Origin of the sequence: Flavobacterium sp. KS-LB2, from assembly GCF_036895565.1 — a bacterium.
GTDB lineage: Bacteria > Bacteroidota > Bacteroidia > Flavobacteriales > Flavobacteriaceae > Flavobacterium.
The window spans coordinates 1,384,200-1,400,099 of the sequence record NZ_CP145904.1 but is presented as its reverse complement, the minus strand read 5'-3'; the positions used below and the strand labels follow the sequence as shown (position 1 = coordinate 1,400,099).

General features: G+C 33.6%; 12 protein-coding genes. 11 read left to right on the top strand and 1 reads right to left on the bottom strand.

Features of this window, described 5'->3' with window-relative positions:
• Nucleotides 1-103: 103 nt before the first annotated feature.
• Nucleotides 104-6,121 (bottom strand): PAS domain S-box protein, encoded by a 6,018-nt coding sequence (locus tag V5J73_RS05940; protein ID WP_338648274.1) that lies wholly within the window; start codon nucleotides 6,119-6,121, stop codon nucleotides 104-106.
• 409 nt (nucleotides 6,122-6,530) lie between these two features.
• Between V5J73_RS05940 and V5J73_RS05935 the strand changes: the two genes are divergently transcribed.
• The 11 genes from V5J73_RS05935 (at nucleotide 6,531) to trpA (ending at nucleotide 15,831) form a co-directional block, all read left to right on the top strand.
• Nucleotides 6,531-6,986, top strand: a complete 456-nt coding sequence (locus tag V5J73_RS05935; RefSeq protein ID WP_338648273.1) for a MarR family winged helix-turn-helix transcriptional regulator — start codon at nucleotides 6,531-6,533, stop codon at nucleotides 6,984-6,986.
• Nucleotides 6,987-7,016: 30 nt separating this feature from the next.
• Entirely contained in the window at nucleotides 7,017-7,649 is a 633-nt protein-coding gene (locus V5J73_RS05930) for an NAD(P)H-dependent oxidoreductase (protein WP_338648271.1), read from the top strand.
• Between the two features lie 41 nt (nucleotides 7,650-7,690).
• Nucleotides 7,691-8,260, top strand: a complete 570-nt coding sequence (locus V5J73_RS05925) for a YceI family protein (protein WP_338648270.1) — start codon at nucleotides 7,691-7,693, stop codon at nucleotides 8,258-8,260.
• Between the two features lie 343 nt (nucleotides 8,261-8,603).
• Nucleotides 8,604-10,004 carry an anthranilate synthase component I family protein gene (locus tag V5J73_RS05920; RefSeq protein ID WP_338648268.1) on the top strand — a complete coding sequence of 467 codons (1,401 nt, stop codon included), beginning with the start codon at nucleotides 8,604-8,606 and terminating at the stop codon, nucleotides 10,002-10,004.
• A gap of 94 nt (nucleotides 10,005-10,098) precedes the next feature.
• Complete coding sequence (locus V5J73_RS05915; RefSeq protein ID WP_338648266.1) at nucleotides 10,099-10,665, top strand: anthranilate synthase component II; 567 nt, start codon at nucleotides 10,099-10,101, stop codon at nucleotides 10,663-10,665.
• A 96-nt stretch (nucleotides 10,666-10,761) separates the two neighbouring features.
• Nucleotides 10,762-11,754 carry an anthranilate phosphoribosyltransferase gene (trpD, locus tag V5J73_RS05910; protein WP_338648265.1) on the top strand — a complete coding sequence of 331 codons (993 nt, stop codon included), beginning with the start codon at nucleotides 10,762-10,764 and terminating at the stop codon, nucleotides 11,752-11,754.
• Nucleotides 11,755-11,828: 74 nt separating this feature from the next.
• On the top strand, nucleotides 11,829-12,608 hold the full coding sequence (trpC, locus tag V5J73_RS05905) for an indole-3-glycerol phosphate synthase TrpC (protein WP_338648264.1): 780 nt from the start codon (nucleotides 11,829-11,831) through the stop codon (nucleotides 12,606-12,608).
• A gap of 2 nt (nucleotides 12,609-12,610) precedes the next feature.
• A complete protein-coding gene (locus V5J73_RS05900; protein ID WP_338648263.1) occupies nucleotides 12,611-13,243 on the top strand; it encodes a phosphoribosylanthranilate isomerase in 633 nt (210 codons plus the stop codon).
• A gap of 10 nt (nucleotides 13,244-13,253) precedes the next feature.
• On the top strand, nucleotides 13,254-14,435 hold the full coding sequence (trpB, locus tag V5J73_RS05895; protein WP_338648262.1) for a tryptophan synthase subunit beta: 1,182 nt from the start codon (nucleotides 13,254-13,256) through the stop codon (nucleotides 14,433-14,435).
• Between the two features lie 129 nt (nucleotides 14,436-14,564).
• Entirely contained in the window at nucleotides 14,565-14,882 is a 318-nt protein-coding gene (locus V5J73_RS05890; RefSeq protein ID WP_338648261.1) for a gamma-glutamylcyclotransferase family protein, read from the top strand.
• 187 nt (nucleotides 14,883-15,069) lie between these two features.
• Nucleotides 15,070-15,831 (top strand): tryptophan synthase subunit alpha, encoded by a 762-nt coding sequence (gene trpA, locus V5J73_RS05885; RefSeq protein ID WP_338648260.1) that lies wholly within the window; start codon nucleotides 15,070-15,072, stop codon nucleotides 15,829-15,831.
• Nucleotides 15,832-15,900 lie beyond the last annotated feature (69 nt).

Genomic DNA, 15,900 nt, shown 5'->3' with positions numbered 1-15,900 from the left:
TTCTATAAAAAACACAACTCTTACTCTCTCATAATTACAAAAAAATTATAAAAAAAGGTGAACATTAATAGAACACCTTTTTATACTTTGTTAAAAATAGAAATTAACTTTTACTCAACCATTTGTATAATACTTTTTCTAAATCCAATTGAATAATAGGTTTGGGCAAGTAATCATTCATTCCGGCTTCAAAACATTTTTCTTTATCACCAACCATTATTCCGGCGGTAATTGCAATTATAGGAATGTTTCCAGAATCTTTTAATTGCCTAATTTCATCTGTCGCTTCATATCCATTTTTATTTGGCATTTGAATATCCATTAGAATCACATCTGGTTGCTCTTTTTTATAAAGTTCAACGGCCTCATTTCCATCCTTAGCTTCCAGAATAGTACAATTAGAGATAATTCTTTTGACTAATGTTTTGGCCAACAGCATATTAATCTTATTGTCTTCAACAATTAAAACTTTGTTACCACTTAAAGTGTTTAAAGGTGTAGCAGCGTCCGCTTGAATCGTTTTAGCAAATAATGCTTCAGCATTTTTTTTATGATTTGCCTTTTTAACTTTAATTACAAAGAAGAAATTACTTCCATCACCATATTTGCTAATTAGTTGCAATTTACTATCCATCAAGGCCAATAACTGATTTGAAATAGCCAATCCTAATCCTGTTCCACCAAATTTTCTATTGGTAGAATTGTCTTCCTGAACAAATGAATTGAATATTTTCTCGTTATTATCGGTTTTTATTCCAACTCCAGTATCTTTTACTGAAAACTCTATGGTTGACCATTTTTTATCTGAAACACCTATCTCATTAATATCCAATCTTATCTCTCCAAAATTGGTAAATTTTATCGCATTACTCAATAGATTTACCAGTATTTGTTTCAATCGTACAGAATCGGCCAAAATATATTGTGGAACCTTCTTATCGATATCAAGTTTTAAATCTATCTTCTTTTGTTTTGCTTGAAATTTAAACAAATCTATGACCTGATTAGTCAATTTATAAAGATTGACTTTTTCAATATCCAACTCTAATTTCCCCGATTCTATTTTAGAAAAATCCAGAACATCATTTACAATTTCCATTAACGATGTTGCTGATTCGTTAACTGTAGTCATGTATTCTGCTTGATTTTTCTTCAAATCAGACTTCATTAATAAATGCGTAAATCCAATTATCCCGTTTAACGGAGTTCGTATTTCATGACTCATATTAGCTAGGAAATCCGTCTTAGCTTTATTAGCACTTTCAGCCTGTTCTTTGGCTTTTATTAGCTCCATTTCCATCATTCTTTGCTCCGTGATATCAATAAAACTAATTACAATTTCATTAATATTACCATTAGCATCTATATCTGGAAAGCCATTGATTAAAAGCCACACAACGTCCATAGACATTGGTCTATTAACCCCAAGAATGAAATTTTTAATAACCTGTTTAGTTGCTACAATTTGATTTACAGGATAGCTTTCAAACTGCATTACAGAATTATCGTCATTCAAAAAATTCCAAGCTGGATCTAAAGCTGTAACTCCTTTCATCTGATCATAAGTTAGTCCTAATAATTCTACCGCTTTTTGATTATTAGCAATAATTGAAGTATCGGATGCGTGTACCACAATACCTGCATCAAGGTTATTTAATAATCCTCGGTATCTTTCCTCGCTTTTAAAGAACGCGAAGTCAGATTCTTTAGCTGTTGTAATATCTCTAGAAAGACATATAAAATGGATTTCATGATCCATGATTTCCTGCATAGGTGCTACAGAAAGTTCAAACCAGTGTGTACCAGATTCCAATTGTAATGAATACTGTTTTCCTGTTGAGAATCCTTTTTCTAAAGCTTCACTGATTGCTGATAAGATTATATTAGACACATCCGCTGGCAATACTTCTGCAAATGTTTTCCCTAAAAAAACTTCTTGAGGCACAGCCAATAAATCATTACGACGCGAATGATAATTATAAATTTTACCGCTCAAGTCTACTTCAAACAACAAATCAGGAATAGCACCAAGTATGGCTTCTAACTTTTTATGCATTTTCTTGAACTCATCGTCTATTTTTTTACGTTCACTTACGTCTCTTACAATAGCAACTATTCGACCATCTACTATCATTTTAGCGGTAATTTCAACAGAAACAAAACTGCCATTCTTATGAAGCATATTACGTTCAATCAACGTTTGCTCTCCATTTATTAATTCCTTATACATTATAGGTCTAGTAACAAGTTCCTCTTTAGTATATAAATTTGTTACGTTTTTTGTACAAAGTTCCTCTTTAGTATACCCAAGCATATCACAAGCACTTTGATTTACTTCGAGTAGCTCCCCGGAAATATCATTAATAAAAATAGCATCCGAAGCTTGTTCTATAAGACTCTTGTATTTCTCTTCACTATTGACTAATTGTTCCTTGATATTTTTTAATTCAGTGATTTCAATCATGGCTCCATTTAATCGAATCGCTTTACCAGTTTCATCTCTGGAGATTATTCCTCTATCGTAAAATATACCATAACTGCCATCCGCTTTTTGAAAACGAAATTCATCTGACCAAAAACTTACGGAACTAGCATAAGAATCTTCAAGATTTTTTATAACCCTTTCTTTATCGTCAGGATGAACTTTGGACCGCCATATATCCGTATTCTTTACTCCATTAGGTTCAACACTACCAAAACCCAAAAGATCAACAAATTTCTTATTATTCCAACTTTCTCCTGTCAATAAATCAACTTCAAAAACGGCATCATTAGTGGCTGCAGAAATCATTTCAAACCTTTGGTTCGCAACTTTCATTTTTTCTTCCGCTTTTTTTATGTCCGAAAGATCCAATCCCATTCCTAAAATACAGTGCTTGCCTTTGTAATCAAAGGCATGAGAATTAATATAATATGGTATTTTGTCTTTATTTTTTGTAAACAATTCGACTTCTATTCCTGGTGATTTTTTTTCGAACACAGTCTTTATTCTTTTTCGTATCGTTTCCTTAAAATCCTCATCATAAAAATCAATCGCTTCCATTTGAGCTATTTCTTCTGCAGTATAGCCGCTCACGGACTCAAAATTTTTGTTCCATTTTATAAAATTTCCTGAGTTTTCATACAGATAAAAAAGACCTGGAAGATTATTAATAATCGTTTCTGATAATTGTTTCTCTCTTAAGATTTCATCTTCAGCAATCTTGCGTTCAGTAATATCAGTTACAGTACCTATATATCCTACAATCTCATTTCTAATATTTCTTTCAGGAATGGCTTGACCCATAACCCAAGCTATTGATCCATCAGGTCGAACAAAACGATACTCCGAAAAAGATATTTCTTGTTTCTTTGAAGCTTTTTCCCATCCTTCAAATAATTCTTTTCTATCGTCTTCATGAACCGCTTGAAACCAGCCATTACCTATAGCTTCTTCAAAAGACAATCCAGAAATTTGGCACCAATACGGGTTTACATAAGTGGTATAACCGGTTGCATCGGTGCGAAAAATTCCTACTGGAGAAACTTCTGTTAGCGTATGATATCTTTGCTCACTTTCAAATATAGCTTCTTCAGCTTTTTTACGTAAAGCTTCTTTTTCAAAATTTTCTAATGCAAAAGCCACATCATCAGTAGCTTCTTCTAATAAAGCAATTTCTTCATCATCAAAAAAGCCTTTCTCATTTGCATAAAAAGTAAAAGCTCCAATTACTTTTCCGAATTTTTTTATTGGAACTGACATTGAAGATAAATAGTCTCGTGATAATGCTTCTTCCCTCCAGAGAAGCATTTTTGAATCGTTTTCAATATCATTACAAATAATAGATTTACCCTCTCTACTTGCAAGACCAGTCGGACCTCTGCCTCCAGGTTCATCATCAATTGAAATCGTTTTTATTTTAGAGAAATAGCCATTCTCATCGCCAGCAATCATAGCTGGGTATACTTTGTGCGTGCTCTTGTCTATTAGTCCTATCCATGCCATTCTAAACTTTCCTATGTTGACTGCTATAGTACAAGCTTCTTTAAACAAGGTTTCTTGATTAGTAGTACGAACAATCATTTGATTGATTTGGCTTATGAATAAATAAAGTCGATTGGCTTTAATGATTTTTTGTTTAGCCAAAACTCTTTCGGTAACGTCTGTAATAATTCCATGACAAATTACTGATTCTTCTGGCTCCACTACGGGCAAAGAATTTACTTCATGCCAAACCATTCCTTTTGTGGGATGAAAATAACGGTATTCCCCTTTCAAAGGAATTAGTTCTGATTTAGTTGTATTGATGCTTTGCATAACAAAATCTTTATCCTCCGGATGAATGAGTTTAAAAACTTTATCTGCATCATTCGTAATCTCTTCAAAAGTAAAACCAAAGATTTCCTCAACAACATTACTCGCATAAGGATAAGAAAAGACGCCCTCTTTATTTTGACGCATGGAATAGATTAATCCTGGTGAGGTTTGAGCAATTTTAGCAAATTTATCTTTCTCTTTTACTATTATTTCATGTGCAATTTTGGACTCAGTTATATCTTTTAAATTTGCAATAATCCCTCCTACATTAGGATCTAAAATCCTATTATTTAAAACTCCTTGTAGCCAAATATAATTTCCATTTTTATGCTTTACTTGAAAAACAATGTCTAATGGTATTCCGGGATTATCTAGGGATTTTTGAATCATTTTTTTCACATACTCCAAACAATCAGGATGGTAATATGCTGTATTAGTTATTCTTTTAAACTCCTCATCTGAATATCCGGTAATACGAGATGAAGAAGGACTCCTAAAGATAGTATTCAAGTCTTTATCCAAAACGGTAATAATTCCATCATTATATTCTACCAGAGTACGAAACCGTTTTTCACTTTGAATAATTTTCTCTTGTACTTTTTTGTTCTCAGTAACGTCTTTCACAAAGCCTAAAAATCGATGATCAGAAAGTTTCACAGCATCAATAAAGCAAAATATTTCCGATCCATTTTTATGAATGATTTTAATTTCCCCTTTAATTGCACCAGTTTCTTCCAAAAAACGAAATTTTTGCAACGTAGCATCTGCATGTTCTTTTGCGGATAAATCTCCAAATTTCATTTTTAAAAGTTCTTGCTCAGAATACCCTGTTAACGCGGATGCAGCTTGATTTACCTCTATATAATTTCTGTCCTGATCGATAACAAAAACTCCATCAGGCGCATTCTCTATATAATTCTTAAACTTAGCATTGCTTTCTTCTTCAATTAATTTTAGTTTATAATCTACTACTGAGGCTTCTTTATTTTTTATAGCTTCTTCAATTTCTTTCTTTAGAGTAATATCTTGTGTATTTCCGCGTAATCCATAAACATCTCCATTACTATCAATCAAGGGAATTACAATTGCATATATCCATTTCTCCTTATTATTTGATAAAATGACACTTTGTTCCACTTCAAATTGCATTTTATCTACAATAGCTTGATCAACTTTATTTACAAAAAAAGCAACATCATCTTTTGAAAAAAGATTTAAAAACTCCTGAAACAAGTTTTGATCTGGTTTCATTTCGATTTCATAAATCGAATATAATTCCTTAGACCATATCATTTTTTTAGTATTTAAATCAAATTCCCAACTCCCAATCTTGGCAATTTTTTGGGCTTCATTTAGTAACTTCTCAGCAGAAATTAAGTTTTCTTGATTTTTCATTATTTCTGAAATATCTCTACCAATGCCATAGACATACTCATTTAACGGAGATGAAGTTATACTCCATTGAATGGTAACAACTTCTTTGTTTTTTTTTATGTAGCGGTTTTCAAAATTAATAGCAGACTGTCCTCGAGATAAAAGTTCTAATTCATGTGCACTTTTTTCATGATCATCCAGATGAATAAATGACAAAATTGGATTGGACAATAGTTCATCCTCCGTATAACCCAGTATTCTTGAAAAAGCGGGATTGATTTCTTTAAAAAAACCATCAAAGCCAGCAATACAAACTAAATCTTGAGTTCCTTTTTGATAGAAATCAAAATTATTGATAGATGTTTCTTTTTTTAATAATCGATTTATTTCTGATTCTTGCTGTTCAATTTTATGGAGTAAATCGTCATAGGAAGGTGTGTCTTTAATCATACTCATAAATTTCTAATAAGTGTTAAATATAACAAATTATCATTACATATTAAATACTAAATTACTTAAAACAAATACAAAAAATCTTTCAATACAATTGACGGAATTTTGATTAAGTTTTCAAATCCTATTTGTCCTCCTATTCGTCTATATATCTAGCTATTAAAAGTAATAATTATAAACAAAACTGTTACAAACATTATTGATAATTATACTAATCCCAAATTATATTTTCGGCTTAATTTTTGTTCAGTGGTTATTAAAATTAAGAATAGAAATTCTATATTTTAAAAACTAAAAAAGCTCATAATCTCATAGTAAAATTTATTTAACAAAAAAATAACTAACACTTGTATATACAAATAAAAAATATGTTACATTTGTACCAACAAATTACATATATACAAATATGAAAATTGAAGAAATTTTAAAATCAACTGTTCCAATGGATAATTCTAAAAAAATTATTCTAAACGTTTTGTATACTCAAAATGTGATTACAGAAAATTTTAATGAAATATTAAAGCCATATGAAATCTCTGGAGAACAATACAATGTACTTCGGATATTAAGAGGACAAAAAGGAAATCCGGCAAACATGTGCATGATTCAAGAACGAATGCTTGCCAAAACTAGCAACACTACTCGTTTAGTAGACAAATTACTACTTAAGGATTTAGTAACTAGAAAAGTGTGCCCAGAAAACCGACGTAAAATAGAAGTACTGATTACACAAAAAGGATTAGACGTTTTAGCAGTATTAGATCCGAAAATAATTGAACACGAAGAATTTTTTTCGCAAAATCTAACTCTAGAAGAAATAGATCAATTAAATCAATTACTAGAAAAATACAGAAACCAATAAATATTTAATAATAATAATAATAATAGCAAAATGAATACTTTCTTAGAAAACCAAAATTGGAGATACGCAACGAAGAAATTTGATGCTACTAAAAAAATAACAGCTGAAGATTTAAGCTTATTAAAAGAAGCAATTCGCTTAAGCTCTTCTTCGTATGGATTACAACCTTACAAGGTTATCATTGTTGAAAATCCAGAATTAAGAGCTAAAATACAGCCTTCTGCATGGGGACAATCGCAAATTGTTGAAGCTTCACATTTACTTGTTTTTGCAAATGAATTAAATTTTGGAGCGGAAGGAATAGACAATTTGATTCAAAACATGAGCCAAACTAGAGAAATTCCTTTAGAAAACTTACAGCCTTATGGTGATTTAATGAAAAATAATCTTACAACTCTTCCAGAAGATGTTCGTAATCAATGGACTGCAAAGCAAACCTATTTAGCATTAGGAAATTTACTTAACGCAGCTGCTGAACTTAAAATAGATGTAACTCCAATGGAAGGTTTTGTTCCTGCAGATGTAAATGAAATTTTAGGTTTAGAAAAACTTGGACTTAATGCTTCATTAATAGCTACTTTAGGATACAGACATGAAGATGACGCTACCCAATATTACAAAAAAGTAAGAAAATCAAACGAAGATTTATTCATCACCTTATAAATAACTAATTCAAATATTAATCTAAATTCAAATTCAAACACATGAAAAATTTCAAATCAATCGCATTAGCATTAGTAGTAGTTTTATCTACTTTATCAGTATCGGCACAAACTAAAAAAGTAGATGCTTCAAAAAGTACTATCAATTGGAACGGAAAAAAAGTAACTGGACAACATGAAGGTACAATCAACCTTAAAGATGGTGCATTAGTTTTCAAAGGAAAAAAATTAGTTGGTGGTACATTCAATGTAGACATGAATTCAATTGTAGTTACTGACTTAAAAGCAGGTCAAGGTAAAGAAAAATTAGAAGGTCACTTGAAAGCGGATGACTTTTTTGGAACAGATAAATTTGCAACAGCAACTTTAGTTTTCAAAAAATTAGTTACTAAAGCAGCTAATGTATACACTGTAACAGGAGATTTAACAATTAAAGGCATCACTAAACCTGTAACTTTTGATTTAACAACAACTGCTACTACAGCTACAGCAAATGTAAAAATTGACAGAACAAAATACGATATTAAATACGGTTCTGGAAGTTTCTTTGATAGCTTAGGAGACAAAGCAATCAATGATGATTTCGATTTAGCTGTTGCTTTGAAATTCTAATTTCATCTAAAAAACAATATCATAAAACCCTAATAAGCAATTGTTGGGGTTTTTGTTTTTACAGGTGGTCTCTATTTTATTTAACAAAAAATGTTCCTTTTTAATGTTTTTTAACGCATTTTAAGTTTGAATAATCGAATTACATTTCTATATTTGTAGCAACAAAATAAAACATGAAAACAATTTTAAACAATACTTGGTGGTGGAACAATTTACGTCAGTCGTCGTGAACTAAGCTCCTGTAGTATTATTAAAACTATAAATATAAAAGGCTTGTCTTCACGACAGGCCTTTTTTTTGTGCCAATTTTATCAGTTAAACACAACATTAAAAAACATAACAATTGAAATCATTTAACTTAAATACAAATTACAAGCAAATCCTTGCAGATACTATTACTCCCGTGAGTGTGTATCTCAAAATTCGGGATAAATTCCCCAATAGTCTGCTACTTGAAAGTAGCGATTATCATGGAAATGACAACAGTTTCTCCTACATCTGTTGCAATCCTATTGCTTCCATCAAAATAGAAAACGAAATTATCCACAAGACGTTCCCTGATGGCAGCTCTGAGAAAATTGCAATTGATGCAACTACCAATATTCCAGAAGCAATTCAAGGATTTTCGAGTCAGTTTAAATCCGAGAAGAATGATTTTAAATTCATCAATAATGGACTTTTTGGTTACATTTCTTATGATGCTGTTCGTTATTTTGAAAAAGTGTCTATTGCCAAAAAAGAAAACAGCAATACCATTCCAGATGTCTATTATGCCGTGTACCAAAACATCATTGCCATCAATCATTTCAAAAATGAAGCATATATTTTCTGTCACAGTTTAGACGGAAGAAACAACATTTCGGAAATCGAGCAGTTATTACAATCCCGAAATATTGCATCCTATAAATTCTTTAAGGATGGGGAAGGATTTTCTAATCTAACCGACGAAGAATTCAAACATAATGTCGCTTTGGCCAAAAAGCATTGTTTCCGCGGTGATGTGTTTCAATTGGTTTTATCCCGACGATTCACCCAAGGTTTCAAAGGCGATGAATTCAATGTCTACAGAGCGTTGAGAAGCATCAATCCATCCCCTTATTTATTCTTTTTTGATTACGGAGATTTCAAAATATTTGGCTCTTCACCAGAAGCCCAAATCATCGTTAAAAACCGTAAAGCAGAAATCCATCCTATTGCAGGAACTTTTAAAAGAACAGGAGATGATGAAAAAGACGCCATTCTTGCCAAACAATTATCTGAGGACAAAAAAGAGAATAGTGAACATGTAATGCTAGTCGATTTAGCCAGAAATGATTTAAGCCGAAACGGTCATAATGTAAATGTGGAGAAATACAGAGAGGTACAGTTTTTCTCACACGTAATCCACTTGGTTTCAAAAGTTACCGGACATTTACATGAAAAAGCTTCTACAATGCAGGTTGTAGCCGATACTTTTCCGGCGGGAACCTTAAGCGGTGCGCCAAAACACAGAGCGATGCAACTGATTGAAGAGTATGAAAAAACCAATAGAAATTTCTATGGAGGTGCTATCGGTTTTATGGATTTTGAAGGTAATTTTAATCATGCGATTATGATTCGGACTTTCTTGAGCAAAAACCATCAGTTGCACTCTCAGGCGGGAGCCGGAATTGTAGCCAGTTCAGATGAAGAAAGTGAAATGCAGGAGGTGTACAACAAATTGAGAGCGCTGAATACTGCTTTAGATTTAGCGGAAACAATATAAAATAATTTAAAGATTCAATAATTTAAGAATTTAAAGATTGCTGAAACGTTAGAATTTTTCAATCTTTAAATCTTTTAATTTTTCAATAATAAAAATGAAAAAAATACTAGTCATAGACAATTACGATAGTTTCACTTATAATTTAGTACATTATCTGGAAGATTTAGATTGCGAAGTAACCGTATACAGAAACGATGAATTTGATATTGATGAAATTGCTGTTTTCGATAAAATACTTCTTTCTCCAGGACCTGGAATCCCAGATGAAGCAGGATTATTAAAAGAAGTGATTCAAAAATACGGACCAACCAAAAGTATCTTTGGAGTATGCTTAGGACAGCAAGCGATTGGTGAAGTATACGGAGGAACGCTTTCTAACTTAGACAAAGTCTATCATGGTGTTTCCTCTTTTGTAAAAACGGTCGTTGATGACGAGCTTTTATTTGAAGGATTAGAAAGCGAATTTGAAGTGGGACGCTATCATTCTTGGGTAGTTGACACCAATTTACCAGATGTTCTGGAAGCGACTTCATTCGACGAAAATGGACAAGTGATGTCATTGCGCCACAAAACGTATGATGTACGCGGGGTACAATTTCATCCCGAAAGTGTGTTAACTCCAAATGGAAAAAAAATATTGGAAAACTGGGTAAAATCATAATATGAAGTTTACAAGTTTTAGATAAAATAATTAATGTAATTCGCATAATAAATCTGCGAAAATCAGTTAAAATCCGCGTCATCCGCGTTCCATAATATGAAAAATATATTAAACAGATTAATCAATCACGAAATGCTTTCTTCAGCTGAAGCAAAAAACGTATTGGTTAATATCTCTAACGGAAGTTATAACACCAGTCAGATTGCCTCTTTTCTTACCGTTTACATGATGCGAAGCATTAGCATCGAAGAGCTTGCAGGCTTTCGTGAAGCCTTGTTAGAATTGTGCATTCGTGTGGATTTATCCGCTTACAACACCATCGATTTGTGTGGAACTGGTGGTGATGGAAAAGATACGTTTAACATCTCGACATTAGCTTCGTTTGTAGCTGCCGGAGCAGGAATAAAAGTGGCTAAACACGGGAATTACGGCGTTTCTTCTATTTCAGGATCGAGCAATGTAATGGAAAAACTAGGAATCAAGTTCAGCAATGATGTTGATTTTCTGGAAAAATGCATCGACAAAGCAGGAATTTGTATTTTACACGCGCCGTTATTTCACCCCGCCATGAAAAATGTAGGACCTATTCGAAAAGAATTAGCTGTAAAAACATTCTTCAATATGTTGGGACCAATGGTAAATCCTTCGTTTCCTAAAAACCAATTGGTTGGTGTTTTCAATTTAGAAATGGCCAGGATGTATGCGTATTTGTACCAAAACACCGATGTAAATTTCACAATCCTACATTCGCTTGACGGGTATGATGAAGTTTCATTGACTGGACCTACAAAAACAATTACCAGTTCAATGGAAGGAATGCTTAATCCGGAGGATTTTGGTGCTCGCCTTTTGCTGCAAAGCGAAATCGAAGGCGGAACAACCATTGAAGAATCCGCTCAAATATTTACCAATATCATTTCCGGAAAAGGAACCGAAGCTCAAAATAATGTAGTTTGTGCCAATGCGGCCATGGCAATTGCAACAGTAACAAAATGTTCTCCTTTAGAAGGATTTCAAATAGCGAAAGAAAGTTTACTATCCGGAAAAGGACTTTTATCTTTGAAAACGCTACAAGAATTAAGCAAATAAAACAGTTTAAAGTTGTTGGAATTTCGAACAACTTGAAACTTTAAACAAAGAAAACTACAAACAAACAATTAAGAATGAATATTTTAGATAAAATCATAATTGACAAAAAACGAGAAGTTATTCTCAAGAAATCCATCATTCCCGTTTCACAATTGGAAGCGTCCGTTTTCTTTGAAAAAAAGACTATTTCTTTGAGTGATAATTTGCGAAACAGTACGTCAGGAATTATCGCAGAACACAAACGCCGTTCGCCTTCTAAAGCTGAAATAAACTATAGCTTTACCGTGGAAGAAGTTACCAAAGGATATGAAAATGCTGGTGCTTGTGGAATTTCAGTATTGACGGATGGAAAATATTTTGGTGGTTCTTTAGACGATTTACTTTTGGCAAGAGCCACGGTAAATATTCCGTTATTGCGAAAAGAATTCATTGTGGATGAATACCAAATCTTGGAAGCCAAAGCATATGGAGCCGATTTAATTTTGCTAATCGCTGCAGTTTTAACGAGAGACGAAATCAAAACCTTATCTGAATTTGCTAAAAGTTTAGGATTGGAAGTTTTACTAGAAGTGCACAATCAGGAAGAATTAGAAAAATCGATTATGCCAACATTGGACATGATTGGTGTGAACAATAGAAACCTAAAAACATTTGAAGTCAGTTTGGATTTCAGCAAGCAATTGGCAGCACAAATCCCAGATGATTTTGTAAAGGTATCCGAAAGCGGAATTTCATCCATTGAAGCGATTAATGAGTTAAAACCTTTTGGGTATAAAGGTTTCTTAATTGGAGAAAACTTTATGAAAACGGATAATGCCGGTAAATCAGCAACGGAATTTATATCAAAACTATAAAGATGAAACTCAAAATCTGCGGTATGAAATATCCCGATAATATACTCGAAGTAGGTTCGCTCCTGCCCGATTACATGGGATTTATATTCTGGGAGAAATCAGCTCGGTATTTTGATGGTGTGATTCCAGAATTACCAAAATCTATCAAGAAAGTAGGCGTTTTTGTGAATGAAACTATAGAAGTAATTTTGGCGAAAGCCCAACAACATAATTTACAAGCCGTACAATTACACGGTCACGAATCAGTTGAATTTTGTTTAGATTTGAAGTCTAAATTAGATCAAACTATTGAAATCATAAAAGTATTTTCGGTAGCCGATGATTTTAATTTTGAAGTACTGAAACCATTTGAAAACGTCTGTGATTATTTTCTTTTTGATACCAAAGGGAAATTACCCGGCGGAAACGGAACCACATTCGATTGGAAAGTGTTAGAAAAATATCCGTCGAGCAAACCATTTTTCTTGAGTGGTGGAATCGGGATTGAGGAAATGGACGCGGTGAAAGAAATTTCGAAAACCAATTTACCGCTTTACGCCATAGATGTAAACAGTAAATTTGAAATAAAACCCGGATTAAAAAACATAGAAAAATTAAATAATTTCAAGCATAACTTGAAAACTTTAAACCTATAAACTTAAAAAAATGAGTTACAACGTCAACGAAAAAGGCTATTACGGAGAATTTGGAGGTGCCTACATTCCTGAAATGTTATATCCAAATGTGGAAGAATTACGTCAAAATTATTTAAAAATTACAGCTGAACCTGAGTTTCAAGCTGAATTTGACGCCTTGCTTAAAGATTATGTAGGTCGTCCTACACCGCTCTATTTTGCAGAACGATTATCAGAGCAATACAATACTAAAATCTACCTGAAAAGAGAAGATTTATGCCATACCGGTGCGCACAAAGTGAACAACACGATTGGACAAATTCTATTAGCCAAACGTTTAGGTAAAAAACGAATCATTGCCGAAACTGGTGCGGGTCAACATGGTGTAGCTACAGCAACCGTTTGCGCCTTGATGGGACTGGAATGCATCGTGTACATGGGGGAAATTGACATCAAACGTCAGGCGCCAAATGTGGCTCGTATGAAAATGTTGGGTGCCGAAGTTCGTCCGGCAATGTCAGGTTCAAAAACCTTAAAAGATGCCACAAACGAAGCCATTCGCGACTGGATTAACAATCCCGTTGACACCTATTATATCATCGGATCTGTCGTGGGACCACATCCTTATCCAGATATGGTGGCGCGTTTCCAAAGTGTGATTTCAAAGGAAATCAAAGAACAATTATTAGAAAAAGAAGGTCGTGAAAACCCTGATTATGTCGTAGCTTGTGTGGGTGGCGGAAGCAATGCTGCCGGAACGTACTATCATTTTTTAGACAATAAGGACGTGAACATTATTGCCGTTGAAGCAGCAGGTTTAGGGGTCGATTCAGGTGAAAGTGCCGCAACTTCAGCCTTAGGAAAAGTAGGTGTGATTCACGGTAGTAAAACCTTGTTGATGCAAACTACAGATGGCCAAATCACCGAACCCTATTCTATTTCGGCGGGATTAGATTATCCAGGAGTTGGGCCTATGCACGCAAATTTATTTGCGACAGGAAGAGCACAATTTATCTCCATTACCGATGCTCAAGCGATGGATTGGGGTATCAAATTATCCAAAATGGAAGGATTGATTCCTGCTATCGAAAGCGCGCATGCCTTTGCCGTTCTCGACGAAATGAAATTCAAGCCAGAGGATATTGTGGTCATCAACCTTTCCGGTCGTGGCGATAAGGATTTAAATACGTATATTGATTATTTCAAACTATAACAAAAGCATAATTTGGGCGTTCCCCAAGGGTCGGGCTGTCCGCTATATCTTTTTCATGGCAGAAAAAGCCATAAAAAAGGATGCCGCTCCCATCCCTAACGCAGACAAATAACTAGAAAAACACTATTTATGGAACAGCTATTCTCCTACGGTACATTGCAGTCAAAAGAAATTCAAATGCAGGTTTTTAATAAACTATTAAGCGGAACTGAGGACCAGCTTTTAGGATACAAACTAAAAGATTTTCAAATAGAAGAAGAATTTGGAATGGAAGATTATTTTGTAGCCATTCCCAGTGAAAATCCTTCGGATGCAATAAATGGTATCGCTTTTACTGTAACCAACGAAGATCTCCTAAAAGCAGATCAATTTGAATCTAATGCTTATAAAAGAGTTCAAATAAAATTGCAATCTGGTATAACGGCCTGGATTTATATTGAAAGTTAATAAACGAGAAAAATAGTTGCGATGTAAACAACCTGCAAGGTACCGCTCCGCAAAGTCTCCGACTTTGAGAAGGTTTTAAACGGTCTCCGACCGCATTAATAAAAAAAGTCTGAAACCTTCAAAAAAAAACCTCAAAGTCAGATGTTTTGCGGATCTAAAAAGATAAAAAAATTATACAGAATAGAAAATGAACAGAATAAATCAAAAATTACAAGAGACTAAAAAAATACTTTCCATCTATTTTTCGGCGGGATATCCTAGCTTAAACGACACCGTACAAATCATTCAAGACCTAGAAAAAAATGGTGTGGACATGATAGAAATCGGATTGCCATTTAGTGATCCATTGGCCGATGGACCTACGATTCAAGAAAGTTCCACGCAAGCATTGCATAACGGAATGACAACACAAGTTTTGTTTGATCAATTAAAGGACATTCGAAAAACAGTATCAATTCCTTTAGTGATTATGGGTTATTTCAACCCTATGTTGCAATACGGAATTGAGAATTTCTGTCAGAAATGTGCCGAAATTGGTATCGATGGACTCATTATTCCAGATCTTCCTGTGGATGTATATGCGGACGAATACAAAGCTACTTTTGAAAAATACGGATTAAAAAACATCTTCTTGATTACACCACAAACTGCTGACGAGCGCATCCATTTTATTGACAGTGTATCTGATGGATTTATTTATATGGTAAGTTCGGCAAGTGTTACTGGATCGCAAACTGGTTTTGGAAGCGCTCAGGAAGACTATTTCAAGCGTATTGCAGACATGAATCTAAAAAATCCTCAAGTAATTGGTTTTGGAATCAACAACAAAGAAACCTTCAACCAAGCAACACAATTTGCCAAAGGAGCGATTATAGGCAGTGCATTCATTCAGCATCTTACCGAAAACGGAACAGGAAAAATTGAAGAGTTCTTAAAAGCGATTCGATAAAATTATTTTCATCATAAAAGTAAACTAGCGTTTCCTCTCAATTTAAAAAGAGAGTAAACGCTTTTTTTA

Excerpts from the sequence above, each read along its gene's own strand:
- V5J73_RS05915 (WP_338648266.1), top strand. The coding sequence starts at position 10,099 with ATGAAAAAAATACTAGTCATAGACAATTACGATAGTTTCACTTATAAT.
- V5J73_RS05930 (WP_338648271.1), top strand. The coding sequence starts at position 7,017 with ATGAATACTTTCTTAGAAAACCAAAATTGGAGATACGCAACGAAGAAA.
- trpC (WP_338648264.1), top strand. The coding sequence starts at position 11,829 with ATGAATATTTTAGATAAAATCATAATTGACAAAAAACGAGAAGTTATT.
- trpD (WP_338648265.1), top strand. The coding sequence starts at position 10,762 with ATGAAAAATATATTAAACAGATTAATCAATCACGAAATGCTTTCTTCA.
- V5J73_RS05900 (WP_338648263.1), top strand. The coding sequence starts at position 12,611 with ATGAAACTCAAAATCTGCGGTATGAAATATCCCGATAATATACTCGAA.
- trpA (WP_338648260.1), top strand. The coding sequence starts at position 15,070 with ATGAACAGAATAAATCAAAAATTACAAGAGACTAAAAAAATACTTTCC.
- V5J73_RS05925 (WP_338648270.1), top strand. The coding sequence starts at position 7,691 with ATGAAAAATTTCAAATCAATCGCATTAGCATTAGTAGTAGTTTTATCT.
- V5J73_RS05935 (WP_338648273.1), top strand. The coding sequence starts at position 6,531 with ATGAAAATTGAAGAAATTTTAAAATCAACTGTTCCAATGGATAATTCT.
- trpB (WP_338648262.1), top strand. The coding sequence starts at position 13,254 with ATGAGTTACAACGTCAACGAAAAAGGCTATTACGGAGAATTTGGAGGT.
- V5J73_RS05940 (WP_338648274.1), bottom strand. The coding sequence starts at position 6,121 with ATGATTAAAGACACACCTTCCTATGACGATTTACTCCATAAAATTGAA.
- V5J73_RS05890 (WP_338648261.1), top strand. The coding sequence starts at position 14,565 with ATGGAACAGCTATTCTCCTACGGTACATTGCAGTCAAAAGAAATTCAA.